At 69.4% G+C, this 25540-nt stretch carries 19 protein-coding genes; 8 read left to right on the top strand and 11 right to left on the bottom strand.

Annotation, left to right across the window (positions count from 1 at the left end; translation table 11 throughout):
• Positions 1-12 precede the first annotated feature (12 nt).
• Together FM105_RS00285 and FM105_RS00280 are read right to left on the bottom strand one after the other, a co-directional pair.
• A complete protein-coding gene (locus FM105_RS00285) occupies positions 13-1401 on the bottom strand; it encodes an MFS transporter (RefSeq protein WP_087002988.1) in 1389 nt (462 codons plus the stop codon).
• Between the two features lie 93 nt (positions 1402-1494).
• Positions 1495-2229: an IclR family transcriptional regulator gene (locus FM105_RS00280; protein WP_087002985.1), complete on the bottom strand. Its 735-nt coding sequence runs from the start codon at positions 2227-2229 to the stop codon at positions 1495-1497.
• 247 nt (positions 2230-2476) lie between these two features.
• On the opposite strand from FM105_RS00280, the gene FM105_RS00275 reads away from it, so the two are divergent.
• Positions 2477-5242 carry an FAD-dependent oxidoreductase gene (locus FM105_RS00275; RefSeq protein ID WP_087002982.1) on the top strand — a complete coding sequence of 922 codons (2766 nt, stop codon included), beginning with the start codon at positions 2477-2479 and terminating at the stop codon, positions 5240-5242.
• A gap of 107 nt (positions 5243-5349) precedes the next feature.
• Entirely contained in the window at positions 5350-7305 is a 1956-nt protein-coding gene (locus FM105_RS00270) for an HNH endonuclease signature motif containing protein (RefSeq protein WP_087002979.1), read from the top strand.
• Between the two features lie 104 nt (positions 7306-7409).
• Here FM105_RS00270 and purU read toward each other — a convergent pair whose 3' ends face one another.
• The 5 genes from purU to FM105_RS00245 form a co-directional block, all read right to left on the bottom strand.
• Positions 7410-8291, bottom strand: coding sequence for a formyltetrahydrofolate deformylase (gene purU / locus FM105_RS00265; RefSeq protein WP_087002976.1), 882 nt, complete (start codon positions 8289-8291; stop codon positions 7410-7412).
• Positions 8292-8327: 36 nt separating this feature from the next.
• On the bottom strand, positions 8328-8984 hold the full coding sequence (locus FM105_RS00260) for a sarcosine oxidase subunit gamma (protein WP_087002973.1): 657 nt from the start codon (positions 8982-8984) through the stop codon (positions 8328-8330).
• A complete protein-coding gene (locus FM105_RS00255; protein WP_087002970.1) occupies positions 8977-12105 on the bottom strand; it encodes a 2Fe-2S iron-sulfur cluster-binding protein in 3129 nt (1042 codons plus the stop codon). The genes FM105_RS00260 and FM105_RS00255 overlap by 8 nt, the downstream gene beginning before the upstream one ends.
• On the bottom strand, positions 12102-12467 hold the full coding sequence (locus tag FM105_RS00250) for a sarcosine oxidase subunit delta (protein ID WP_087002967.1): 366 nt from the start codon (positions 12465-12467) through the stop codon (positions 12102-12104). Before FM105_RS00250 ends, FM105_RS00255 begins: the two co-directional genes overlap by 4 nt.
• An 89-nt stretch (positions 12468-12556) precedes the next feature.
• Positions 12557-13774, bottom strand: coding sequence for a sarcosine oxidase subunit beta family protein (locus FM105_RS00245; protein ID WP_087002965.1), 1218 nt, complete (start codon positions 13772-13774; stop codon positions 12557-12559).
• A 240-nt stretch (positions 13775-14014) separates the two neighbouring features.
• Between FM105_RS00245 and FM105_RS00240 the strand changes: the two genes are divergently transcribed.
• Positions 14015-14668 carry a GntR family transcriptional regulator gene (locus FM105_RS00240; protein WP_087002962.1) on the top strand — a complete coding sequence of 218 codons (654 nt, stop codon included), beginning with the start codon at positions 14015-14017 and terminating at the stop codon, positions 14666-14668.
• Between the two features lie 105 nt (positions 14669-14773).
• On the opposite strand, the gene FM105_RS00235 is transcribed toward FM105_RS00240, so the two are convergent.
• Positions 14774-15691 carry a LysR family transcriptional regulator gene (locus FM105_RS00235; protein WP_087002959.1) on the bottom strand — a complete coding sequence of 306 codons (918 nt, stop codon included), beginning with the start codon at positions 15689-15691 and terminating at the stop codon, positions 14774-14776.
• A 117-nt stretch (positions 15692-15808) separates the two neighbouring features.
• Here FM105_RS00235 and FM105_RS00230 point away from each other — a divergent pair, with 117 nt between their 5' ends.
• On the top strand, positions 15809-16261 hold the full coding sequence (locus FM105_RS00230) for a hypothetical protein (protein ID WP_087002956.1): 453 nt from the start codon (positions 15809-15811) through the stop codon (positions 16259-16261).
• Positions 16262-16273: 12 nt separating this feature from the next.
• On the opposite strand, the gene FM105_RS00225 is transcribed toward FM105_RS00230, so the two are convergent.
• The 3 genes from FM105_RS00225 to FM105_RS00215 form a co-directional block, all read right to left on the bottom strand.
• A complete protein-coding gene (locus tag FM105_RS00225) occupies positions 16274-16939 on the bottom strand; it encodes a DUF7010 family protein (RefSeq protein WP_087002953.1) in 666 nt (221 codons plus the stop codon).
• Positions 16940-17032: 93 nt separating this feature from the next.
• Complete coding sequence (locus FM105_RS00220) at positions 17033-19534, bottom strand: alkaline phosphatase D family protein (RefSeq protein ID WP_179206993.1); 2502 nt, start codon at positions 19532-19534, stop codon at positions 17033-17035.
• Between the two features lie 100 nt (positions 19535-19634).
• On the bottom strand, positions 19635-19976 hold the full coding sequence (locus FM105_RS00215) for a cupin (RefSeq protein WP_087002946.1): 342 nt from the start codon (positions 19974-19976) through the stop codon (positions 19635-19637).
• A gap of 266 nt (positions 19977-20242) precedes the next feature.
• Between FM105_RS00215 and FM105_RS00210 the strand changes: the two genes are divergently transcribed.
• From FM105_RS00210 to FM105_RS00195, 4 genes are all read left to right on the top strand, one after another.
• On the top strand, positions 20243-21469 hold the full coding sequence (locus FM105_RS00210) for an MFS transporter (RefSeq protein ID WP_087002943.1): 1227 nt from the start codon (positions 20243-20245) through the stop codon (positions 21467-21469).
• A gap of 278 nt (positions 21470-21747) precedes the next feature.
• Positions 21748-23610: a molecular chaperone DnaK gene (gene dnaK / locus FM105_RS00205; RefSeq protein WP_087002940.1), complete on the top strand. Its 1863-nt coding sequence runs from the start codon at positions 21748-21750 to the stop codon at positions 23608-23610.
• Positions 23607-24374: a nucleotide exchange factor GrpE gene (locus FM105_RS00200; protein WP_087002937.1), complete on the top strand. Its 768-nt coding sequence runs from the start codon at positions 23607-23609 to the stop codon at positions 24372-24374. Before dnaK ends, FM105_RS00200 begins: the two co-directional genes overlap by 4 nt.
• Positions 24375-24499: 125 nt before the next feature.
• Positions 24500-25534, top strand: a complete 1035-nt coding sequence (locus FM105_RS00195) for a DnaJ C-terminal domain-containing protein (protein ID WP_087002934.1) — start codon at positions 24500-24502, stop codon at positions 25532-25534.
• Positions 25535-25540: the final 6 nt, after the last annotated feature.

Below are 25540 nucleotides of genomic sequence, written 5' to 3'. Positions count from 1 at the left end.
CTCAGGATCTCATCACCGAGCCGATGATGCGACGACATCCCGATCGGCGCCACGACGTTTCGTCCGCGTCATGAGTGAGAGGACTGCGGCGATCGCACACATCGCAGCGCCTCCCCACCACGCGTAGGTGTACGTGCCGAACACGTCGCGGATCACTCCGGCGCCCGCCGCGGCCGCCGCCGCGCCGATCTGATGGGAGGCGAACACCCAGCCGAACACGATCGTCCCGCGCTCGCCGAAGAACTCGCGGCACAGGGCGACGGTGGGCGGGACGGTCGCAACCCAGTCCAGGCCGTAGATGATGATGAACAGCAGCATGCTCGGGTGAACGCTGTCGGACAGCAGCCAGGGGAGGAGCAGCAGCCCCACGCCTCGGAATCCGTAGTAGAGCAGCAACAGGATCCGCGGATCGAACCTGTCGGTGAGCCAGCCGGAGGCCACGGTGCCAATGATGTCGAAGACTCCCACGACGGCGAGCAGTCCCGCGGCGGTCGTCGCAGCCATGCCGTGGTCGTGGGCCGACGGGATGAAGTGGATCCCGATCAGCCCGTTCGTCGTCGCACCGCAGATGGCGAAGGCGATCGCGAGCGCCCAGAAGGTCCTGTGGCAGGCTGCGTACCGGAGGCTGTCGATCGCGCGCTTCATCGCACCGCCGGTCGTGCGGACCGGTGCTGTGTATGTCGCGGGATCCGCTCCGTACGGCATGACGCCGCGGTCCTCGGGGTAGTCGCGCAGCACGAGTGCGACCAGCGGCACGGCGATCAGCGCCACTCCTGCGATGACGAGCGATGCGGGTCGCCAGCCGATCGTCTCCGCAAGAGCCGCGACGGGAGGGAGGATCACCAGCTGCCCCGTGGCGGCGCCGGCGGTGAGCGCGCCCATGACCAGTCCCCGGCGCTTCACGAACCACCGTTCGGCGATCGTCGCCGCGAACACGAGCGCCATCGCACCGGTGCCCGCGCCGATCAGGAGTCCCCAGAAGATCAGCAGGTGCCACGAGGCCGTCATCGCGACGCTGCCGCCAGCGCCTACGGCGATCAGGACGAGTGCGGAGGAGATGACGCGGCGGAGCCCGAACCGGTCCATGAGCGCGGCGGCGAAGGGTGCGACCAGGCCGTAGAGGACGAGGTTGATGCTCACCGCGATCGACATGATGCTCATCGACCAGCCGAAGTCCTCGTGCAGCGGCACCATGAGGGCACCGGGAGCGCCGCGGAACCCTGCGGCCGCGAAGAGTGCGAGGAACGCGACGGCCGCCACCCACCAGGCGGGATGGATCCGGCGGCGTCGCCGGGGTGCGAGCGCGGGGCCGTTCGCGGGACCGTTCGCGGGACCGGTTGCGGGAGCGGTCGCGGGGTCAGTCGCGGGGTCCTCGACAGGTGGATGGGAGGGATCGGTCATCTAAGCCCCTTCGGAGCAGAGTCGTCAGCTGCAGTTGAGCATAGAGCGTCCGCGGTGCCGGTCGGGTCGGGGCTGCAGGACCGAGGTCCTGCCTCACGACCACCGGCCCGAGGCCGTGGCCAGCTCGCGCATCCGCTGCGCCGTCCGCGCGAAGGCCTCGGGCGGGAGGCTGTGGGTGGGGCCGGTGACGGTGAGCGCGGCTTCGACCGTTCCATCGGGCAGGCGCAGGGGCACGGCGACGGCGGTGATGTGCTGCTCCCACTCCTCGTTCGACGCTGCCCAGTCCTGCGTGCGGACCCGTCCGAGCTCTGCTTCCAGCGCGTCGCTGCGCGTGATCGTCCGGTCCGTGTGCGCGTCGAGTGTGCGGGAGGCGATGGTCCGCCTCGCGGATTCGCTGTGCGCGAGCAGCAGCTTCCCGGAGCTGGTCGCATGCCCCGGTGTCCGCAGACCCACGTAGTGCCGAGGCGCGAGCAGCCCCGTGCCGACGGCCTGCGACACGTTCACGGCGTGCACGTCGTCGAGCACGGCGACGTTGGCGGTGAGGCTCAGGTCCTCCGCCACCCGGTCGCAGAGCCGCTGGGCGATCTGAGAGAAGTCGAGTCTGCTGGTCACCGCGCTCGCCAGGCGCACCAGGCCGAACCCCAAGGAGTATGCGCCGCCCGCGTCCCGCTGCTCGACGAGCCCGTGGGCGGCGAGTGAGGCGAGGATCCGCGATGCCGTCGACTTGTGGACGCCCAGCCGGTCTGCGACCTGGCCGACGCTCGCAGTGCCGGTGACGGCAAGCGCTTCGAGCGCTTCGACGGCTCGGTCGATGGACTGAATCCCCATGCGTCCCCTTCGGCTGTTCTGCGGTGCTCGAGGCAGGTCGTCCGCACCCTTGACGTGGTGGGTGTCACACGCTTGAATGGTTGCACCATACGCGTGCGTTGCGCGATGCGCAACATCGAATGAGTCGACGACGACTCGCGACACGCTCCTCCACCTCCGTCACCACACCCTTCACCACACCCTTCACCACACCCTTCACCACACCCTTCACCACACCCTCCCCACACCACCGCATGCAGGAGACGCCATGACCGGCACCGTCCCCAGAACCATCGCGAGCAGCGCTGCCACGACGCTTCCCGATCGTGTGAGCGCGCGACCGCCCGGGGCGATCGACCCGTCCTCACGCATCGTCATCATCGGCGCGGGCGTCGTGGGCGCGGCGCTCGCGGACGAACTGGTGACGCGAGGCTGCACCCGCGTCACCGTCCTCGACCAGGGGCCGCTGCCCGTCACCGGCGGTTCGTCCTCGCACGCACCGGGCTTCGTGTTCCAGGTCAACGGCTCCAGGGTCATGTGCGGTCTGGCGCAGAGGACCCTCGCCAAACTGGACGGGCTCGAGGTCGACGGCAGGCGCGTCCTCGACCGCATCGGAGGGCTCGAGGTCGCGACGACGGAGGGGCAGCTCGCCGAGCTGCGGAGGCGATACGGCTATGCGCTCGCCTGGGGCGTGCCGGCGGAGCTCATCGAGCCCGCCCGCGTCGCGGAGCTGTGGCCCGGCCTCGACACCTCGCAGATCATCGGTGCACTCCACACGCCCACCGACGGGATCGTCCACTCGAAGCGCGCAGTCGAACATCAGCTGGCACGTGCGGAGGAAGGTGGTGCCGAGGCGATCGGCCTCACGCGCGTCGTCGACGTCGAAACGGAGAACGGCCGCGTGACGGGGGTCGTCGTCGAGGACGCGACCGTGCCGACGGGTGGGGCTGGGGCGGAAGCCGCCGAGGTGCCGGCGGGCGGGACCTCGGCCGCGGTCGACTCGACCAGCCCGAGCCGCCGCACGATCCCGGCCGACGTCGTCGTCGCGACCGGCGGCATCTGGGGGCACCTGCTGGGGGAGCTGGGCGGCCTGCGCCTGCCGATGCACCCGATGGAGCACGGGTACGCGTGGACCGCGCCCGTCCCGGACCTGCCCGGAACCGCCCCGGACGGCTCGCCGCTGGGCGACGACCAGGCGGGGCGTCCCATGATCCGGCACCAGGGCGCGGGACTGTACATGCGCGAGTTCGGCACCAGGATCGGGATCGGGGCGTATGAGCACAGGCCCATCCCGCTGGCGCCGGAGGATCTCACCGACACCGCGCACATGCTGGCATCGGGTCAGGAGCCCGCGAAGCGTGCCTTCACCCGCGAGGACTTCGAGTTCTGCCGTGCGGAGGCGGCTCGTCTGCTCCCGGCGATCGCCGATCTGCCGCTGGAGGGCGAGTTCAACGGCGTCTTCTCCTTCACCCCCGACGGCGGGCCGATGCTCGGGCCCTCGCCGCGGCTCGACGGGTTCTGGGCCGCGCAGGCGATCTGGGTGACGGCTTCGGCGGGCTGTGCCGAGGTGCTGGCCGACTGGATGCTCACCGGGGACCCCGGTGTCGCGACTCAGGAGCTCGATGCCGCACGCTTCGATCCCGCGCTGCTGAGTGACCAGTGGATCCGGGAACGCGCGGCGGAGGCGTACGACGAGGTCTACGACGTGTCCTTCCCGCACCAGGGGACCGTGGTCACGCGCGGACTGAAGACGAGCCCGTTTCACACCCGGATCCAGGACGCGGGCGGATACTTCGACGAGGCGAACGGCTGGGAGCGGGCACTGTGGCACGGGGAGAATGCGAAGCTCTTCAGCGACCCGGAGTTCCGGACGCGGGCGGTGAAGGCGTTCGGTGCGGCGGCTGCGGCGACGACGGCGCTGGAGGATCCGGCCGTCCCGGGTGGTGTGGCCGAGGGCGGCGGCGACACTGTCCCCGTGGTCGTGCCGCGTCGCGATGCGTGGGACCAGGTGAACTGGTCACCCATCGCGGCAGCCGAGGCCTGGGCGACCCGCAACCGCGTCGCCGCCTACGACATGACGTCACTGACGCGCTATCGGGTGCGCGGCGCAGGGGCGACCGCATGGCTCGAGCGTCTCAACACGAACAAGGTGGGCAAGCTGCCGGGCGCGGTCACCTATTCGCTCATGCTCGATGAGACGGGCGGGATCCTCTCCGATGTCACGGTCACCAGTCTGGGCGGCGAGGAGTACATGATCGGGGCGAACGGGCCGCTCGACCTGGACCGGCTCACGCGACTGCTGCCGGAATCCGGCACCGTCGTGCTCGACGACATCACGACGTCGACGTGCTGCGTGGGCCTGTGGGGGCCTCGGGCGCGGGACGTGCTGGAGCCGATCACGGAGGGCGACATCAGCCATGAGGGCCTGCGCTACTTCCGCGCCGCGCGGATCCGGGTGGCCGGGGTGCCGGTGCTCGCGCTGCGGGTGAGCTATGTGGGCGAACTCGGGTGGGAGCTGTACACGGAGGCCGCCCACGGGCTGCGCCTCTGGGACGCGCTCATGGACGCGGGGGCGCCGCACGGGATCGTGCCCGGTGGGCGCGCGGCCTTCTCGAGCCTGCGGCTGGAGAAGGGCTACCGCGCGTGGGGCTCGGACATGACGAGGGAGGACACCCCGGAGGATGCGGGTCTGGGCTTCGCCGTGCGCATGGAGAAGGACGGTGGGTTCATCGGCCGCGACGCGCTTGTGCGGCAGCCCTCGCGCGGGCGGAGGCTCGCAGCCTTCGGGATGCGGATGGATGCGGGCCGCCCGGAGGCCGGATCGCCCGTCTTTGCCGGTACCGAGGTCGTCGGCTGGGTCACGAGCGCCGATTTCGGCTACGTCACCGGCCAGGTCATCGGGCTCGCGTGGGTGGCTGAGGAGCGCGCGGAACCGGGGACGCCGCTGGAGATCATGCGGTTCGGCCGAGTCCACGGCGCCGAGGTCCTGGCCGAGCCGGTCTACGACGCAGGGATGAGTCGCATCCGACGCTAGAAGATCGCGAATGTTCGAATAGACTATGGCATTCTCTGAATCTTTCGAATAGACTGTTCGAAAGACAGGTAGAACAGGGTTGTTCATCTGGGGCAGAGGAGGTGGCCATGGCGACGTCGCAGAGTCCTGATGGGACTGTCGATGAACCGGCGTTCCGCGTCCCCTTCAACTCCGCGGATCAGGAACTTCTCGAGAGCAGGGCGCCGGGATTCGTCGAGCTCCTCGACGTGGGTCGTGCGGTGCGTGAGACCGGCTCGCACGGGTCGCTGGGAGCACCGGAGGTGCTGGCGGCGGTGCGGTCCCTCGAAGTGGTCCGGCGGCTGGTGGACTCCCTCAGCACCGATCTCGTGGCGAGATACAAGCGGATCGGCGACAGCGCGATGCACGGCTATCGGACGACGGAGGCGCTGCTGGCCGGGGAATTCCGCATCACGCCGCAGGAGGCTCGGCGTCGGACACAGCTGTGCGAGTACGTGGCGGGCCGCATCTCCGAGACCGGCGAGGCACTGGCTCCGGTGAGGCCGGTGATCGCGGACAACTTCGCGGACGGGCGCATCAGTGCCGACGAAGCGCGGGCGCTGTGCGACGCCGTTGATGATCTGCCGCCGTCGGCGCGAGCGAAGTATGCGGACAGGGTGGAGAAGACGCTCGTCGAGCTGGCTCCGACGGTGCGGCTGAAGGAACTGCCGAAGCTCACCCAGCGGATCATCAGTCATGTGGATCCGGATGGGACTCTTCCGAAGTTCGAGACCGATCCTCATCGGTACAGGGTCAATCTGTCCCAGCAGCGCAACGGGGACTGGCGCCTGTCGGGGCTCCTCGACTGCCCATCGGGGACGACCCTGCACGCTCTTCTGTACCACCGCATGAAGGACACCGATGTTCCTGTCGATGTGCGTCCTCACCGGGAGTGCAACGACGACCCCTCTGCGACCCAGGAGCGGGATCCAGCGACCGGAGTGCCCGACTCGGCGAGTGGACTGCCCGACTCGGCGAATCGAACGCCCGGGGACGATCACGAGTACTCGGTGACGTCTGCGACGGACGACGAGGGCGTGCCGATACCGAACATCCCGCGCGAAGCCGTCTGGGAGGCCACGCGGGTCGTGGTCCATGCCGATGGGCGAGTCGCGATCGACGGGACGAATTACACAGCCGTCGACGACGAGCCGCAGTTCCTCATGAAAAACGATGGCTGGCCCGTCTTCCTGCGGGAGCTGATCGCACGAGAAGTGCAGTCCCTGCGTGACCGAGTCCGCGCCGATGGCACCGACGTCGCGGAATCGACGGTGTGGGAGAAGATCCTCGGTCGCGGACCGACGTTCGATGCTGATGGCTCCGGTATCTGCCCGCCCCGCAGCGGTGCGCCGCCGGGTGGGGATGTGCCAGAGGAGGGTCAGGGCGGAGGTCAGGGCGGAAGTGTGCTCGACGATGGCCGGCGGAGTGGGAGCTTCGCGCAGCTCAGGGAATCAGACTCACCGGGACTGGCTCGTCACGACCGCTTCGCCTTCCTGCTGCGCAGCGTTGCCCGCGAGCGCGTCCTCCACGGTGCTGACCATGCACTCGTCGTCACCGCCAGCGCGGCGGAGCTCACCACACCAGGATCCACACTCAGCACTCACGCCGGCGGGCCAGTGACTCTCGATGCTCTGGAGGAATGGTCGAACGCCGCTCAGATGTTCCTGCACCTGGCTGACGGCGGGGGTCGGACCGTTGAAGTCCGTTCGCAGGGCCGCTTCGCCACCCGCAGTCAGATGGCGGTCCTGGCGGCTCGCGATCAGGGCTGCACGTTCCCCGACTGCGATGCTCCCGCCGAATGGTGCGAAGCCCACCACATCGTCGCCTACGCCCGCGGCGGGAAGACGGAGATCGACAATCTCACCCTGGTCTGCCCGTTCCACCACCGCTGGTTCGAGCGCTCCGGTTGGGAATCGGTGTTCCGACGAGGGCTGCCCGGGTGGCTTCCCCCACGCGCCGTCGACCCGCGGAGACGGACGCTGTTCCACTCGCGATTCCGGGTAGTGCTCCTGGGCCTGCCTCCAGAACTCCCGCTCAGCGGCTGAGCACGCAGACTGCCTGCGACAGACGGAGGCGCCGCGTCCGCGACTGAACACGCAGAACGTCCGCGGCAGACGTGCCCGCCTGATCCGTCACAGCAGAGGTTCGCTCACCTGAGTATCACGGTCCGATCGCCGTTGAGGAAGACCCGTGAATCGCAGTGCCACTTCACCGCATCAGCCAGCGCCTTGTTCTCCGAGTCACGGCCGGCCGCGACCAGATCCTCCGGTCCGAACGTGTGATCTACCTCGATGACCTGCTGCGTGATGATCGGCCCCTCGTCCAGTTCGTCGTTCACGTAGTGGGCTGTCGCGCCCACCGTCTTCACGCCACGCGCGTAGGCCTGGTGGTACGGCTTCGCACCCTTGAACGATGGCAGGAACGAATGGTGGATGTTGATCGCCCTGCCTGTCAGAGCGCGCGAGAGCTCGTCGGAGAGGATCTGCATGTATCGGGCCAGCACCACCAGGTCGACGTCGAACCTGTCGACGAGGTCTAGCAGCTTCGATTCCGCCTCCGGCTTCGTGTTCTTCGTGACGGGCACGTGGAAGAAGGGGATGCCGTGCCATTCGACGGTCTGACGATGATCGGGATGGTTCGAGACGACCGCGACGATCTCCGCATTCAGCTCGCCCATCCGCGCGCGATAGAGCAGGTCGTTCAGGCAGTGGCCGAACTTCGACACCATGACGAGGACACGCTGCTTCTGCTCGGTCGGGCGAAACGACCACTCAGCGTCGAACTCACCACTGAGCGCGGCGAAGTCCGCGCGCACACGTTCGAGGTCCGTCCCCTCCCGGAGCGAGAAGCGGATGCGAGAGAAGAAGTGGTCCGTGAGCGGGTCGTCGAACTGCTTGAGCTCGATGATGTCCCCGCCGTGCTCCACGAGAACACCCGTGAGCGCATGGACGATCCCGCGGCGCTGCGCGCAGGCGAAGGTGACGACGTGGTCGAGGTCTTGGGCTGGGGCGCTGGCTGTGCGTGCAGACATCTTCGTCTCCTGGGTTGAGCAGCTGTGGCGCCGAATCTACGCCCTGATCGTGCGGAACTCGAGCATCGCGTCGATCAGCCAGCGCACCGTGTACTGCGCGAAGGACGACCGGGGTAGCAGCCGGAAGGTCTCCCCGTGCGACCGGTGGACGATCATCGGAACCGGCCCCACCAGCGTCGACACCGCATGTCCCACGGGGAACGCCCGCGGATGGAGATCGACGTGGCAGCCCTTCTCGAGCACCGCTCGCGCGCTGGGCCCGGTCAGTTCCAGGATCGCGCGATTGCCGGACAGGTCCACGACCTGTCCGGGCACCCGCCCTGCCCCTGGTCGATCGTCATCCAGCGCTGCGGCGACTGCGCCGGCCTCCCCGTGCTCCTGCGTGCGCGACACGTCGATCGTGAGGAACTCATCGGGTGAGATCCACACGCAGTGCAGCGCATCCGGATCGCCGGTCGTCTCCCCGACACTGCTCGGCAGGCTCACTCCCAGAGCGCGTTCGATGCGGGAGGCGCTCGCACTGCCGGGGACTGTGCGGACCCCCAGCTGTGGGGCGAATGCGATCTCGCGCAGCATCACGCCGGGCGGTCCTGCGACGGACGCCGCTGCCATCTCCGCGGCTGCTCCGTGTGCCGGCGAACGGCGCAGGTGCACGGGCTCCGGCCTCGGCGCGGGTGTGTGTGGATCAGCCATCTCGGCGCTTCCCTTCCGGGTCGATGAAGACGGAGGAGGTGATCTCGACGTCGACGAGCGTCCCGTCCACCGGCGACTGCACGATCTCACCCATCCGGTTGAAGCCGTTCTCCACGAGTGCCAGGCCGAAGGGTCGGCCCAGCTCCGCGGACACGTAGGAGGAGGTGACGTGCCCGATCATGGGCACGGGCCCCGCCTCCGGCGTCACCGGGGTCCCTGCGGCGATCAGCTGTGCACCTTCGTCCAGCCGGGTCACCCCGTCGACCGGCAGGACGCCCACGAAGTGCTTGCGATCCGGCCGGACGGTGTCCGCGCGCTGGAAGGACCGCTTGCCGATGAAGTCCTTGAGCCTCGACACCGCCCAGCCCATGCCGGCGTCGTGCGGGGTGACGGTGCCGTCGGTGTCCTGGCCGATGATGACGAGGCCCTTCTCCGCGCGCAGCACGTGCATCGTCTCCGTGCCGTAGGGGGTGATGTCGAATTCCTCGCCGGCCTCGGCCACCAGCTCCCACGCGGCCAGCCCGTAGAAGGCGGAGACATTGACCTCGAAGGCGAGCTCCCCGGAGAACGAGATGCGGCAGATGCGGGCGGGGATGCCGTTCGACAGCTGCGCCTCCCGGAACTCCATGAAGCCGAACGCCTCGTTCGACACGTCGATGTCGGGTGCGATCTTCGCGACGACGTCCCGCGATCGGGGTCCGGCGACTGCGATCGTGTTCCACTGCTCCGTCACGGACGTGAAGAACACGTCCATGTGCGGCCACTCCGTCTGGTGCCACTCCTCGAGCCAGTCGAGCACACCCGCCGCACCGCCGGTGGTCGTCGTCATGAGGAAGCGGTCCTCAGCCAGCCGCATGGTCACGCCGTCGTCGAACAGCATCCCGTCCGCTCCGCACATGAGTCCGTAGCGTCCCCTGCCCACCGGCAGCTTCGCGAAGCCGTTGGTGTAGATCCGGTTGAGGAACTCCGGGGCATCCGTCCCGCGGATCTCGATCTTCCCCAGGGTGGACACGTCCTGGAACCCGACAGTGGTCCGCACCGCCGCGCATTCGCGCAGCACCGCGGCATCCATGTCCTCGTCCGTCCGGGGGAAGTATCGGGGGCGCTTCCACTGGCCCACATCCTCGAACTCCGCGCCGTGGGCCACGTGCCACGGGTGGATGTTCGTCACCCGCGCGGGCTCGTACAGTTCGCCGCGGCGCCTGCCTGCCAGAGCTGCGAAGGCCACGGGCGTATACGGCGGCCGGTTCGTCGACGTCCCCACCGACGCGGGGTCCGCGTCCTCCAGGAGTGAGGCGATGACGCCCATGGCGTTCACGCTGCTCGTCTTGCCCTGGTCGCCGGCGGTCGAGATCGACGTGTATCTCTTGATGTGCTCGACCGACCGCATCCCCGCGCCGATCGCGCGGAGGACGTCCGCGACGGTCTGGTCCCGCTGGAGGTCGACGAAGTGGGTCGACCACCGTTCGGGTGCGAAAGCCGCGTCATCGTCTTCGTCGTCACTGGTCCCAGGACGGTCGTCTCTGGAGTCACCGACCCCAGAGCGGCCGTCGCTGGCGGCGCTCTCTCCGAGGTCACTTTCTCCGGGGCCACCGTCCCGGTCGGGAGATCCCGGCGCAGCGGACCCGTGGGGCGCGGCGATGAGCCAGAGCGGGCGCACGGGCCCGGGTGCCACAGCCGAGGCCGTGGGCACCACGAGCGGCCCCCGCGCCCCGGTCTCCGCGGCCGCCGAATGGCCTGCGTGCGCACCCTGCTCGAGCGCCACACCGAGGCTGACCGCCCCGTTCGCTGAGCCGACGACGGCCTGCCCGGCCACCGGAGCTTCGGGCACGAAGGCCGCGAGTGACTCGTCCCAGTGGACACGGCCCTGTCGTTGGGTGTGGAGGTGGAGGACGGGGGAGTGACCGCCGGAGACCGCGAGCGTGTCGGCCGCGGCGGTCTCGACGTCACCGCTGGGGCGCCCGAACTCGTCCACAGGTGCGAACGAGACCGCCGTGACCCTGCCCTCGTCTCCGGCGTCTGCCTGTCCGTCCGCCGAGGTTCCCACCCCTTCCGAGGTGCCCACCTCCGTCGAAGCGTCCGCACCCGCCGAGGTCCCCACGACTGCCGCGCCGAACGCACCCCGTGCTCCTGTCGCCTCGAGTGCTGCTCGGGCCCGGGCGGACGGTTCCGGCCGGGAGTCGACGACGAGTGGAACGGCGATTCCCGCGGAGTGGAGATCCTCGAGCAGTCCGTAGACGCTGTCATCGGTCGTCGCGAGGATGATGTTCTTCCCTGCGGCGACGGCGTAGCGGTTCAGATACGTGCGCACCGCACCGGCGAGCATGACACCCGGTCGGTCGTTGTCTGCGAAGACGAGGGGGCGCTCGTGGGCCCCGGTCGCCAGGATGACGCGCTTCGCACGAATGTGCCACACCCTCTCCCGCGGCACGCCGGGCGCGGCAGGGGTGTCGACGTCCGCCGCGCGCCGCTCGACGGCCACGACGTAGTTCGCATCGTACGAACCGATCGCGGTGGTGCGATGCATGTACGCGAAGTCCGGCTGTCCGGTGAGGCGCTCCAGGGCGGTTCGTGCCCACGCCACGGCGTCCACGCCGTCGACCGTCTCGCCCCTGCCGGACAGCAGGGACCCGCCGGGCATTGATTGCTCGTCCACGAGCACTGTGCGCGCCCCGGTCTTCGCCGCCTCCCGCGCGGCGGCGATCCCCGCTGGGCCGGCGCCCACGATGAGCACGTCGGTGTGGACGTACTTCCTGTCGTAGTAGGCGTCATCGCCGAGGGGGTCGAGCACGCCCATGCCCTGCAGCCAGCGGGCGCTCAACCCTTCCACCGCCTCGACGGTGGTCGCCGGCAGCATCGATTCGGACGGGCCGCCGGGAGTCCTCGCGTCGACCGTGAGGAGGGCGTTCGGCTCCTCGACCCCGGCCGCGACGATGCCGCGGGGGCGGGAGAGGTACAGCGACGGGCCGCACGAGAGCCGGCCCGAGGCGATATGGGCGCTCGCCACCGTGTCACCGGCGAACGCGGCCATCGGTCTGCCGTCGACGGTGACGGTGATCGGTGCGGTCCGGTCGATGCCGTGGCCGGGGGAGCAGTCTGGCCCCACGCGTCCTGCAGTCATGCCGAGCCGCTTCCAGCTGAGCCGCTTCCAACCGGGCCACTTCGAGTTGAGCCACTTCCAACCGGGCCGTTTCCAGTCAGGCCGCCCCCTGCGGAGGGCGCCGGCGCCGCCATCGGGTAGACCTCGAGGAACTCGTAGGTCGCGGTGTCACGGACCGCGTTGAACCACTTGCGGCAGCCGACGCTGTGCTGCCAGCGTTCCGCGAACGGCCCGCGCGGGTTGTCGCGGTAGAAGAGGAACTCGGCCCACTCGCGGTCTGTGAGTGCGTAGGGATCCTCCGGATACGGCACGTGCGCTTGGCCTCCGTAGTGGAACTCGACTTCGTCCCGGGGCCCGCAGTGGGGGCAGTCGATGAGGAGCATGACCGTCAGGCCTTTCGTCGGGGGTGTGCCGGTGCGGTTCGGCAGGGGTGTGGGAATGGTCCGTCAGCGTGCGGGATCAGTGAGGTCCGTCAGTGCGCGACGCCGGCGGCGCCGTGCTCGTCGATCAGGTGGCCGGTCTCGAACCGGTCCAGGAGGAACGGTTCATTCAGAGGGTGCGGGGACCCTGTCGCCATCGTGTGCGCGAACGTGTAGCCCGCTCCCGGTGTCCCCTTGAAGCCGCCCGTGCCCCAGCCGCAGTTCACGTAGAGCTCGTCGATCGAGGTGGGGGAGACGATCGGGGAGGCGTCGAACGTCGTATCGACGACACCGCCCCACGTCCGCAGCAGGTGAGCGCGGGAGAAGATCGGGAAGAGCTCCACCGCCGCGGCCATCTGATCCTCGATGATATGGAAGCCGCCGCGCTGCCCGTAGCCGTTGTACGCGTCGACCCCCGCGCCCAGGACGAGCTCGCCCTTGTGCGCCTGCGATACGTACACGTGCACGTGATTCGACATGACGACGGTGGGGTGGACGGGTTCGAAGAGCTCGGACACGAGCGCTTGAAGGGGGCGGGACTGGATGGGCAGGCGGAGGCCGGCCCGCTCCGCCAGCACGCTCGAGTGTCCCGCCGCCGCGAGGCCGACCTTCCCCGCACCGATCCGCCCACGATCCGTCTCCACTCCGACGACCCGGTTTCCGTCCTTGATGAAGCCCGTGACCTCGCAGTTCTGGATGATGTCGACGCCCATCGCGTCGATGGCACGGGCGAAGGCCCATGCGACGTGGTCGTGCTTCGCGATCCCGGCGCGCGGCTGGTAGGTGGCGCCCATGACCGGATACCGGATGTCGTCGGAGACGTTGATGATGGGGCACGCCTCCTTCACCTGGTCGGGATCGAGGAACTCCGCGTCGACGCCGTTGAGCTGGTTGGCGCCCACGCGTCGTCGGGACTCCCGCACGTCCTGCAGGGTGTGGGCGAGGTTGAGCACGCCGCGCTGTGAGAAGAGGAAGTCGTAGTCGAGCTCCTCCGGCAGCTGCTCCCACAGCCGAATCGAGTGCTCGTAGATCGCCGCCGATTCGTCCCACAGATAGTTCGACCGGATGATCGTGGTGTTGCGGGCCATGTTGCCGCCGGCGAGCCACCCGCGCTCCAGGATGGCGATGTTCGTCATCCCGTGGTTCTTCGCAAGGTAGTAGGCGGTCGCGAGGCCGTGCCCGCCACCGCCCACGATGACCGCATCGTACGAGGGCTTCGGGTCAGGATTCCGCCAGAGGAATGCCGGGTGCTCCGGCAGCTGATCGGCCACGGATGCGCTCCTTCGCGCCGGCTGTGATTGTGAACCGCAACTGATATATCAGTTGTGTGTTTATGATAGGACGAGGTCCTCGTGACGCGCAAGAGGTGCGGCAGGATGTGAGGGCGAGGGCGAGGGCGAGGGCGAGGGCGAGGACCGGGGCGACGCGAACCGGGAGCCGGAGGCTCGGAGGACACGGTCGGGATGACGATTGCCGGGATGACGGTGACCGAAAACAGGGAGACGACAGATATGACGGCCGACGTGGCAACCGCCGGCGAGACTCTGGCGGACCGGGCGTACCGCGTGCTGCGCGAGCGCCTCGTCCTCCTCGACATCAGCCCCGGCGATCCTCTGTCCGAATCCCTGCTCGCCGACGAGATCGGGGTGGGCCGCACCCCGCTGCGGGAAGCGCTGAAGCGACTCGAGGCGGATCATCTGGTCGTGACCTACCCGCGACGCGGAACCTTCGCCTCCGCCGTGGATCTCACGGACCTCGCGGAGATCTCCGAGATCCGCGGGGTGCTGGTCCCGCTCGCAGCCCGCCGGGCGGCCTCCGTGCGCGGGGGTGAATCGTCCGCGGCACTCGCGGCAGTGCTCGACTCAGTGCGTGCCGTGACGGGCAGGGAGTCGCGCCGCGACCTCATGGAGCTGGATCTGGCCGTGCACCGGATCATGGACCGGGCAGCGTCCGGCCCATACCTCGAGGAGACGCTGGTGCGCTTGGACGGGCTCGTCACTCGCCTGTGGTGCCTCCTCATCGACCGGCTGCCGGTGATGAGTGACCACATCCGCGAGCACATCCCGCTCCTGGAGTCGATCCTGGCGGGAGACGAGCAGACGGCTGAGGCTCTCGCACGGCAGCACGTCCAGCACTTCGAGACCGCGGTCCGGGCTGTCCTCTGAGAATCCGACGTCGCCCCTGCGCGGGCGTGGCCGCGGACTCTGACGTCGCCCATTCCGCGGGCGTGGCCGCCCTGGTGGGCGGGCCGGATGCTGGGAGGTGCGGGCTCAGTCGGGGGCGCGGGTGGCCTCGGCGGCGGAGCGCAGCTCGGTCAGCGCCTCGGCGAAGAGCGAGTGCGAGCTCGCACCGCGGCGCATGATCGCGAGGATCCGGCGGCTGGGAGCCGACGGGCCGTGCAGGGGGACGCGGACGGCTCGCGCATCTCCGCTCAGCCGCATCAGACGGGGGATGAACGCGACGCCCAGCCCATCGCTCACCAGCGATTCCTGCGAGCCCCAGTCGGAGACCTGGTGGACGACTCGAGGGGTGGCGCCGGCGGCCGCGAACGCCGTGACGAACAGTGCCCGGTACGGGGTGCCCGGTCGATCCGTGATCCACGGATCCCCGCCCAGTTCGTCGAGACCCGCGGACTCTCGTCCCGACAGCGGATGATCGGCGGGAACGAGCACGTCCAGCGGATCGTCGAGGAGCGGGATCTGCTCGATCCTCCGCTCATCGAGCTCGTGCGTCATCTGCATCGCGACGATCACCGCGATGTCCAGCCGGTCGGCCGTGAGCAGGTCCACGCAGCGGGCTGGGTCCGCCTCGACGATGTGGACCTCGAGCCCCTCGTGACGCGCGCGGAGGCGTGCGGCGACGGGGGACAGCAGCGATCCCGTCGCCGTGGAGAACCCGCCCAGGCGCACGATCGCAGGTGTCAGGCGTTCGGCCGCGTCGCGGACCGCAGCGTGGATCTCCTCCCACTGAGCGACGAGGTCGTCCGTCCGTTCGACGAGTTCCGCGCCGGCGGCGGTGAGCCGCAGTCCCCGGCCGTCCTTGACGAGGAGGCGGACGCCCAGCGCCCGCTGGTACTCGCGCAGCTGTGCGGAGACCGCGGAGGGCGAGTAGCCCAGGGCCTCGGCAGTCGCCGCGATGGTTTCCCGCGCGGCGAAGGTGCGGAGGACGGTGAGGCGAGGGTCGAGCACGGGGACACCTTCGTCGCGGAGGGGCCGGCTGCGAGGCCGATGCCCCGAATCAACCACAGCGGTGATTGCGGCGCAAGAGGGGTCGCGGTGAGGGCGGCCAGGTGGAATGATCGTGACATGGCTGGGAAGAAGAGCACGCAGAACGGCGGCTTCAGCGATGCGGAGCTCGCCGCGATGAAGGAGCGCGCCGCAGAGCTGCGGGCGGAGGGCGCAGGCGGAAGCGGGACCGCGAAGAAGAAGCGGGAGGCCAAGGCGTGCGCGGATACGCTCGCCAAGCTCGAGGGGACGGACTACGAGATCGGGAACCGACTCCACACGATCGTCGTGGAGGAGGCACCGCACCTGGACCCGAAGACCTGGTACGGGTTCCCCTCCTACGCGCGCGACGGCAAGGTCGTCGTCTTCTTCACCCCCGCCTCGAAGTTCGGGGAGCGGTACGCGTCGATCGGCTTCAACGAGGACGCGCTCCTGGACGACGGAGTCTTCTGGCCGACCTCGTTTGCAGTGCTCGGCATCACCGACGACGTCGAGGCACGGCTGCGGGAGCTCGTCCGCCGCGCGGCAGGCTGAGGCCGTGGGCGGTCAGCCGGCGTAGAGCACCCCGAGCGCCGCGGCGGATGCCATCAGGAGGCTGCCCGTGAGGATGCAGACCCGCGCCGCGCCGATGGTGCTGCTCGCGGAGATGCCGACAGCGGTGTTGGCGGGAGTGCCGACAGCGGAGTCGACAGCGCTGCCAGCAGTAGTGGTGGCGGGCTCGATCGGCCGCACATCGTCCCGGGCCTTGCGCTCTGCGGCGGGCGCCGTGGCCATGACGATCACCGCACCCACGGCGACTGCGATGGCCAGCACGATATAGACGGGCGTCCGGTACAGCCACGAGTAGAGCACGAAGTGCATCGACGTGAGCGTGGCGAACGCGACCGGCACGAGCGTGTACCACCGCTTCACGACGAAGAGGATGAGCAGGGGCAGCCCCAACAGCTGGGAGGTGCCGATGAGGATGGACAGCTGCGTGATCTCCTCCGCCACCGGTCGTCCCTGACCGATCGCCCCGATGAGGGCGGATCCGCCGAGTGCCAGCGGGAACGCGACCATCCCCTGGAAGAGCGTGGCATAGGCCGCGGTGCGTGCGGACGTCCGACGCCACAGGATGCCGCAGACCAGCCACGTCAACCCGTACGCCGTGACGAATGCGACCCCGGACACCGTCTGCTCCGCGAGGAGCTCGAGGGACGGGATCAGTTCCATACCCACGCATTCTTCCGTGTACTCGCAGTCCGCACCAGGGTGAGGGCGGGAAGGCGTGCGCGTCCGCGGGAGGACCCCGCGGGAAGACGGGGCTCAGTCGGCCTGGTCCTCACCCGAGGCCGCGGGGTCCTCGTGCGCCACGTGCGCGTCGCGCGCGTCGTGTGCCGCAGCCCGGCGCCGCCGTGACGCGACAGTGAGGCCGATCCCGCCTGCCACGGCGGCGATGCCCAGGCCGAGCGCGCCGCCCATCTCCCCGCCGGTGCGGGGCAGTCGGTCGTTCGGCTGCGGCGACGCAGACCCGCCCGGCTGAGGGTGGCGGCGAGGATCGTCCGACGGAGGCGCTGACGGCCATGAGGGTGATCCGGAGGGTGCGGGCCGGGGCGGCCTCGAGGGTGACTGCGACGGGGAGGGTTCCGACGTGGGGTTCGGCGCGGGTGTCCGTGACGGAGTGCGGGAGGGCACCGGTGTCCCGGTCGGCGAAGGCGTGCGGGAAGGCGTTGGCGATCCGGAAGTTGTCGGACCGCTGGTCGGTGTGGGGGCCTCGGTCGCGGTGGGGTGCGGTGACGTCGGTTCGTCCGACGGCACCGGCGGGCAGTCCGCACGGCGGGGCGCATCGCTGCGGGGCCCCACGGGGCCGCTCGCCTTACTCGTCGCCCGGCTGCCGGCGAGGGTCTGGAACGACACTCGATGGTGCGGGCGGTGGGACGGATCGACGCGGGGGTCGGGCTGCGACGACGACGGCTCATCCGTGAGGTGGAAGTCCGCCTGCACCCGCTCCTCGGTCACGTCGATGAGGATGAACCCGTGGCCGATCCCGTCCATCCAGCGCAGATGCGGGTTGATCGCACCCAGCACGGCCTCCGCGAGCTTCACCGCGCCCACGGACACGGTCGGTGACTGAAGGACGCTGCGGACGATCTCGTAGAAGCCGTCGCTCGAGATCGACGGGCACACGAACTCGACGCCGGCCGGTGCCGGATCGGACGCGAACGTGAGCTGCTCCGGCACGGGGACCGGCTCCGCGATCATCGGCGGAATCGGCGACCCCTCACGCGCCGCGGGTGCCGGCGACGGGTTCGCCGCCGGAGTCGCGGCGCCCTTCGCCGCAGCCGTCTCCGCGGCCGCCTGCGCCGCCGGCGGGTAGGACTGGATCGCGGTCTCGAGGACCGCATCCGGATCCGCCACGAGGTCCTCGACCCAGCAGGAGTGGATGTCCCCGGTCAGGATGACGGTGTCCCCGGAGGACGCGGGCTGGCGCGCCATGTGCGTCAGCAGGCTCTTCTGGTCCGCGCGGTATCCGTCCCACGCATCGCCGTTGATCATGACCGAGCCCTGGACGTCGCCCATGTACTGCCCGGGCCACGCCAGCGGGGACACCATCACCTGATTGCCCACGAGGTGCCAGCGACGCTGCGCGGTCAGCCCGTCCTGCAGCCACTCCATCTGCGCGCCGTCCATGATCTGGCGGTCCGGGTCGTTCAGCTCCTCGTTCGTGCCGGGGCCGCCGATCAGGACGAACGACGCGACCTGCTCGGACCGGTGCTGGCGCGTCTCCACCACGGACAGATCCGCGAGGTCGCCGTAGGTGAAGCGCCGGTGGAAGACGGTGCCGTCCTCCGTGGTCGCCGGGTCCACGCGGATCGGCAGCCATTCGGTGTACGCCTGGAACGACGCGGACATCCGCGCGGCGTAGTCGCCCTCACCCTCGTTGTGGTTCTCCGCTCCGTCGGACCACGCGTTGTTCGTGATCTCGTGGTCGTCGAAGGCGGTGATGAACGGGTGCAGCCGGTGCGCCTCGCGCAGGTCGGGATCCGCCCGGTACTGCGCCAGCCGCGTCCGGTAGTCCTCGAGCGAGACGATCTCGTGGGCCGGCCGGTGGTCGCGCTCTCCGATCAGCTCGTCCGGGCCGTACCGGTCGTCGCCGTTGCCATACTCGTAGAAGTAGTCGCCCAGGTGCAGGACGAAGTCGAGGTCGTCGCGCTCTGCGATCGCCGCGTAGGTGCCGAAGTGGCCGCCGGTGTAGTTCGCGCACGACACCTGCGCGAACCGCAGCGCGTGGGTGGTTCCCGGCTCGTCGGGGGCCGTGCGGGTGCGGCCCACCTCGCTCGTCTCGTCGCCTGCTGCGAAGACGTAGAAGTACTCCGTGTACGGGTCCAGCCCCGTGACGTCGACCTTGACGACGTGGTCGGAGTCCGGCGACGTCGTCACCACGCCGGTCGCGACGGCCTCCGTGCAGTCCGCAGTGGGGGAGACGGTCCAGCGCACCGGCGTCGGCGCGCCCTGTCCGGAGCCCGGGAGGGCGGGCTCGCCATCCACGCGCGGGGTGAACCGGGTCCAGATGATGACGGAGTCCGCGGTGGGGTCCCCGGACGCCACCCCGTAGCCGAACGCGCCATCGTGCGCGGGTGCGGCGGCGACTTCTCGACCGCTGCCGAGGCCCCACAGGGCCGCTGCTCCCAGCGCGCCGAATGCTCCGGTCCGGAGGACGGTCCGCCGTCCGATCCCGGTGACGGGATCGGTCGTCCCCGCTGTGTCGGAGCTGCCGACCGCATCACCGTCTGCGTGGCCGTCTGAGAATCCGTCTGCGCTGTTCACGCGTGCCATTCCACCGGTCCGGGCCGGCGCGGTCAACGCAGAACGGGGCAGTCCCCGACGAGTTCACTGAAGCGTCACTGCGGGGTCACCGGAGTACGTCCTAGGAGGACGACTGACGCCCCACGCTCGTGACCGTGGTCAGCAGGAACGCGCTGTCCTCGAGCGCCAGGACGGAGTGGCGCTCGTGGGTGAGCGTCCACAGTTCGCCCTCGCCGAGCTCGCCCTGCACATCGGCGTCCAACTCGACGCGGATGCGGCCAGTCAGCACCAGGATGCTGGCCGCCGGTGGCGAATTGTGGGCCGGCAGCCGCACGTCGGCTGCGAGTGCGATGACGGTCTGGCGCAGCTCGCCGTCATGGACGACCAGTTCAGCGCTGCGGCCGCGCTCGTCGGCTCGCGCGTTGGCCAGATGGGTGCGGGCGAGGGTGTGCAGATCAGGCATGTCTGTCCTCACGAACTCGGGAGTACGGGCTGTCCACGGTGACCGCCCTGTCCCCAGCGTACGGTCCCGTGCCCTGGTGCGTCATCAGAGGAGCCGTTCAGGTTCCGAAGCGCGACGCGCGCCAGCGGATCTTCGTCATGGGCGTGTCTCGCTCCTGCCGCATTCCAGCGCTGCGCCGGAGTTCCATAGACTGCTGTGGGTCTGCGTCAGTGCCGCCGCACTCCGCGTCCGCGCACTCCACGCACAGCACGAAGGCAGGATCCCGCATGAGTCACACCTCCTCACCCACGAGCACGCGACTCGAGGGCAGGGCCCTGCTGGTGGCCGTCGTCGCCCTGGGGATGGGCGGGTTCGGCATCGGCACCACGGAGTTCGCCATCATGGGCCTGCTCCAGGAGGGCGCCGTCGACCTGGGCGTGACCAACCCGGACATGGGACTGCTGATCTCCGCCTACGCCGTGGGTGTGGTGGTGGGCGCGCCGGTGATCACGGCGATCGGCGCGCGTGTTCCGCACAAGACCATGGTGCTGTGGCTCATGGCGTTCTTCACGATCGCGAACGTGTCCTCCGTGGTGGCGCCCGACTACGAGTGGATGCTTCTCACACGGTTCCTCTCCGGGCTGCCCCACGGCGCCTATTTCGGCCTCGCCGCCATTCTCGCCGGCTCATTGGTGCCCGCCACCATGCGCGGTCGCGCGATCGCCTGGGTGATGCTGGGGCTCTCCATCGCGAACGTCCTGGGGGTGCCGGTCGTGACCTGGATGGGGCAGCAGCTCGGGTGGCGGTGGATGTTCGCAGTCGTCGGGCTCGTGGGTGCCCTGACCTGGATCAGCATCAAGCTGTTCGTGCCCTTCGAGCCGGCCCGCGCAGAGGCCAGCATCCGGCGGGAGCTCACCGCACTGCGCAGTGGTCAGGTGTGGTTGGCCGTGCTCACCGGCATCGTGGGCTTCGGGGGATTCTTCGCCGTCTACACGTACATCAGTCCGACGCTGACGGACGTGACGGGTCTTCCCCTCGGCTCCGTCCCGGTGGTCCTGGGGCTGTACGGCGTGGGCATGGTGATCGGCAACCTCCTGGGCGGGCGCCTGGCCGACTGGTCGGTGCGCGGCAGCATCTACATCGCCACGAGCGCGATGGTGGTCTTCATGACCACGTTCGGTCTGGTCTCGCCGTACCCGGTTCCGGCCCTGATCATGGTCTTCATCCTCGGTATGACGGGCTCCATCCTGATTCCGGGACTGCAGGCACTGCTGATGGACTCGGCGCCCGAAGCCCAGTCTCTCGCGGCTTCTCTGAACCACGCCGCCCTGAACGTTGCGAACGCGCTCGGCGCCGCTCTGGGTGCGGCGGTCGTCGGCCTGGGCCTCGGCTACCAGGCGCCCGCCTTCGTCGGAGCGGCGCTGGCCTTCCTGGGACTGCTCCTGGCTCTGGCCGCCGGTCGGGGATCCCATTCCGCCAGGTCTGGGCCGCGGCGGACAGCCCTGGCCGTATAGAGCTGGTCGTATGGAGCGCTTCGTCTGGCAGCAAGCCGTGAGTGCGGCGAATCATCCGGAGAGCGACATCCTGCGCTGCGCGCCAGGTGGAACCTGCAGATCCGGACCGTACCCAGGCGAACCTACCGGGAATAACACCCCACTCCTAAGAGTTGAGTCAGGTGCACGCAGGTTTGGTGAGGTTCGGCTTGACATCGACCCCGACCACTCGCAAGACTTGCGACAGAACCTGAGCCGCACCGGCTCAATGATCTTCCATCAGCTAGGAGAGTGAAAACATGGCACGAGCAGTCGGCATCGACCTCGGAACCACGAACTCGGTCGTCGCGGTCCTCGAAGGCGGCGAGCCCAAGGTCATCGCGAACGCGGAGGGCGCACGCACCACTCCGTCGGTCGTCGCAGTCAACAAGAACGGCGACTCGCTGATCGGCGACATCGCCAAGCGCCAGGCCGTCACGAACGTGAAGAACACCGTCGCGTCGGTCAAGCGCCACATGGGCACGGACTGGACCACGGAGCTGGGCGGCAAGACGATGTCCGCACCGGAGGTCTCCGCGCGCATCCTCCAGAAGCTCAAGCACGACGCCGAGGACTACCTCAACGAGGACGTCACCGACGCAGTCATCACGGTCCCCGCCTACTACGGCGACGCTGAGCGCCAGGCTACGAAGGACGCCGGTGAGATCGCAGGCCTCAATGTCCTGCGCATCATCAACGAGCCCACCGCCGCAGCACTGGCCTACGGCCTGGAGCGCGGCAAGGAGGACGAGCTCATCCTCGTGTTCGACCTCGGCGGCGGCACGTTCGACGTGTCCCTCCTGGAGGTCGGCAAGGACGAGGACGACTTCTCCACGATCCAGGTGCGCGCGACCTCCGGCGACAACAAGCTGGGCGGCGACGACTGGGATCAGCGGATCGTCGACCACCTCATCAAGACGGTCAAGGACAAGGACGGCGTCGACCTCTCCAACGACACGACCGCCCTGCAGCGCCTCAAGGAGGCTGCGGAGCAGGCGAAGAAGGAGCTGTCGTCGGCGTCCAGCACCAACATCTCGCTGCAGTACCTGTCGATGAGCGAGGACGGTCCGATCCACCTGGACGAGGGCCTCACCCGTGCGAAGTTCGAGGACCTCACGAAGGATCTCCTCGACCGCACGAAGAAGCCCTTCGAGCAGGTCATCAAGGACGCGGGCGTCACCGTGTCGGAGATCGACCACGTCGTGCTCGTCGGCGGTTCGACCCGTATGCCGGCCGTCAGCGAAGCAGTTGAGAAGCTCGCCAGCCGCGAGCCGAACAAGGGCGTGAACCCGGATGAGGTCGTCGCGGTCGGCGCGGCCGTCCAGGCCGGCGTGCTGAAGGGTGAGCGCAAGGACGTACTCCTCATCGATGTGACCCCGCTGTCGCTGGGCCTCGAGACCAAGGGCGGCGTCATGACGAAGCTCATCGAGCGCAACACCCCGATTCCCACGAAGCGCAGCGAGACCTTCACGACGGCAGAGGACAACCAGCCGTCGGTCTCCATCCAGGTCTTCCAGGGTGAGCGCGAGTTCACGCGCGACAACAAGGCGCTGGGCACGTTCGAGCTCACCGGCATCGCGCCGGCACCGCGCGGCGTCCCGCAGGTCGAGGTCTCCTTCGACATCGACGCCAACGGCATCGTGCACGTGTCCGCCACGGACAAGGGCACGGGCAAGGCGCAGTCGATGACCATCACCGGCGGTTCGGCGATGGAGAAGGACGACATCGAGCGCATGGTCCGCGAGGCCGAGGAGCACGCGGAAGAGGACAAGAAGCGCCGCGAGGAGCAGGACACGCGCAACAACGCGGAGACGCTCGCGTACCAGACGGAGAAGCTCGTCACGGACAACGAGGACAAGCTGCCGGAGGACGTGAAGACGGAGATCAACTCCGACGTCGAAGCGCTCAAGGAAGCTCTGAAGGGCGAGGACGAGGACGCGGTCAAGACCGCCTACGACCGCCTGGTCGAGAACCAGCAGAAGATCGGCGAGGCGATCTACTCCCAGCAGGCCGATGAGGCCGCCGACGGTGCCGAGGGTGCCGAAGGCGCATCGGAAGCCGCTGAGGACGAGGTCATCGACGCAGAGGTCGTGGACGAGGACAAGGACGAGGAGAACAAGTGACCGGCAGCGAGGATCCCCAGGACGGGCGCACCGAACCGGGCTTCTCGTTCACCGACAAGCGACGCGTCGATCCGGAGACGGGCGAGCTGAGGCCCGAGGCCCAGCAGGCTCCTGACACGGATGCGACCGCCGCCGAGGCCCCGGCCGGCTCAGGTGAGCGGGCCGGGGACCCCGCGGGGGCCTCGGCAGCGGGTGCCCCCGAAGGGGCCGTGCCGGCAGACGACCCGGCCCAGGCCGAGGGCGCAGACGCTGACGCGGACGCGAGCGCGGCGGACCTGGGGATCGACATCCCCGACGACGCCTCCTCGCTCGACGACGCGGCGACGGACGAGCCGCTGTCTGAGGACGCGCAGCTCGCCGCTGAGCGTCTCGCGGATCTGCAGCGCATCAACGCGGAGTACGCGGCGTACCGGATGCGGGCGACGCGGGAGCAGGAGAGGGCGAAGGAGAGCGGCGTCGTGTCGCTCGCCGAAGCACTCATCCCCGTGCTCGACGAGGCGCGGTTAGCCGAGGAGAACGGCGACGTCACCGGTCCCTTCGAGGTCCACGTGACGAAGCTCTTCGCCACGCTGGAGAAGGCCGGCGTCGTCCAGTACGGCAAGGCGGGGGAGGAATTCGACCCCGCCTACCACGAAGCCCTCATGCAGCAGCCGAGCGATGAGGTCGACGGCCCGACCATCTTCATGGTCATGCAGCCGGGATACCGCTACGGGGAGCGCATCATCCGCGCGGCCCGCGTGGGCGTCCAGCAGCCGGCCGACTGATTCGGCCCCTCGCCCGGACCGGCGCTCCAGCCGGTCCGGGCGCTTCATCCGGACGGTGACCGTCCCGTCCCCGCGATCGTGGGGACGGGTGCGGTGGCCGCCCAGCAGACGAAAGGAGGTGCCAGGTGAATACAGGACCCCAGAACGACTGGTTCGAGAAGGATTTCTACAAGACCCTCGGCGTCTCCGCGGACGCCACGGACGCTGAGATCAAGAAGGCGTATCGGAAGCTCGCGCGGAAGTACCACCCGGACCAGAACCCCGGGGACGCGAAGGCCGAGGAGAAGTTCAAGGAGGTCGGCCAGGCGCAGCAGGTGCTGGCGGACCCGGAGACCCGGGAGCAGTACGACCAGGTCCGGCAGATGGGCCGCGGTGCGCGGTTCAGCGCGGGATCCGGCGGTGCCGGCGGCGGAGGCGGCTTCGAGGACGTCTTCTCCGGGCTCTTCAACACCGGCGGCGGACCCGGCGGCGGTGCGCGCTACCGCACGGGCGGCGACGTGCCGCCCGACCTGTCGGACCTGCTGGGCGGGTTCGGCGGTGGCTTCGGTGGCGGCGGTTCCCCGTACGGCGGATCGCCCTACGGCGGTGGGTTCTCCACCGGCCCCACGAAGGGCGGCGACTACAAGGCGTCGACGAACCTCTCCTTCACCGAGGCGGTGAACGGTGCATCGGTCAAGCTCACGATGCCCGGCGGCAAGCCGCTGACCGTCCGCACGCCCGTGGGCGTCAAGGACGGGCAGAAGGTCCGGCTGAAGGGCAAGGGCAAGTCCAGCCCGAACGGTGGCGAGGACGGTGACCTCATCCTCACGGTGAACGTGAAGCCGCACCCCGTCTTCACCCGCGACGGCGACAACCTGCGGATGGAGCTCCCGGTGAGCTTCGCGGAAGCCGCTCTGGGCGCGGAGGTCTCCGTGCCGACGCTCGGCGGTCAGCCCGTGCGCGTGAAGATCCCTGCGGGCACTCCGTCAGGCCGCGTGCTGCGCGTGCGCGGCAAGGGCGTGGAGGCGAAGAAGGCCACGGGCGATCTGCTCGTCACCGTCGAGATCGCGGTGCCGAAGGACCTGCCCCAGGAGGCGCAGGATGCGGTCGCCGCCTACCGTGAGGCCACTGCAGGCATCGATCCGCGCGAGGGCCTCGACGACAGGGCACGGAAGGCGTGATGGACG

The sequence above is a fragment of the Brevibacterium yomogidense genome (assembly GCF_900163715.1).
GTDB classification, from domain to species: Bacteria; Actinomycetota; Actinomycetes; order Actinomycetales; family Brevibacteriaceae; genus Brevibacterium; species Brevibacterium yomogidense_A.
Note: the sequence above shows the minus strand (reverse complement) of the source record. Positions and strands in the feature narration are given on the sequence as shown.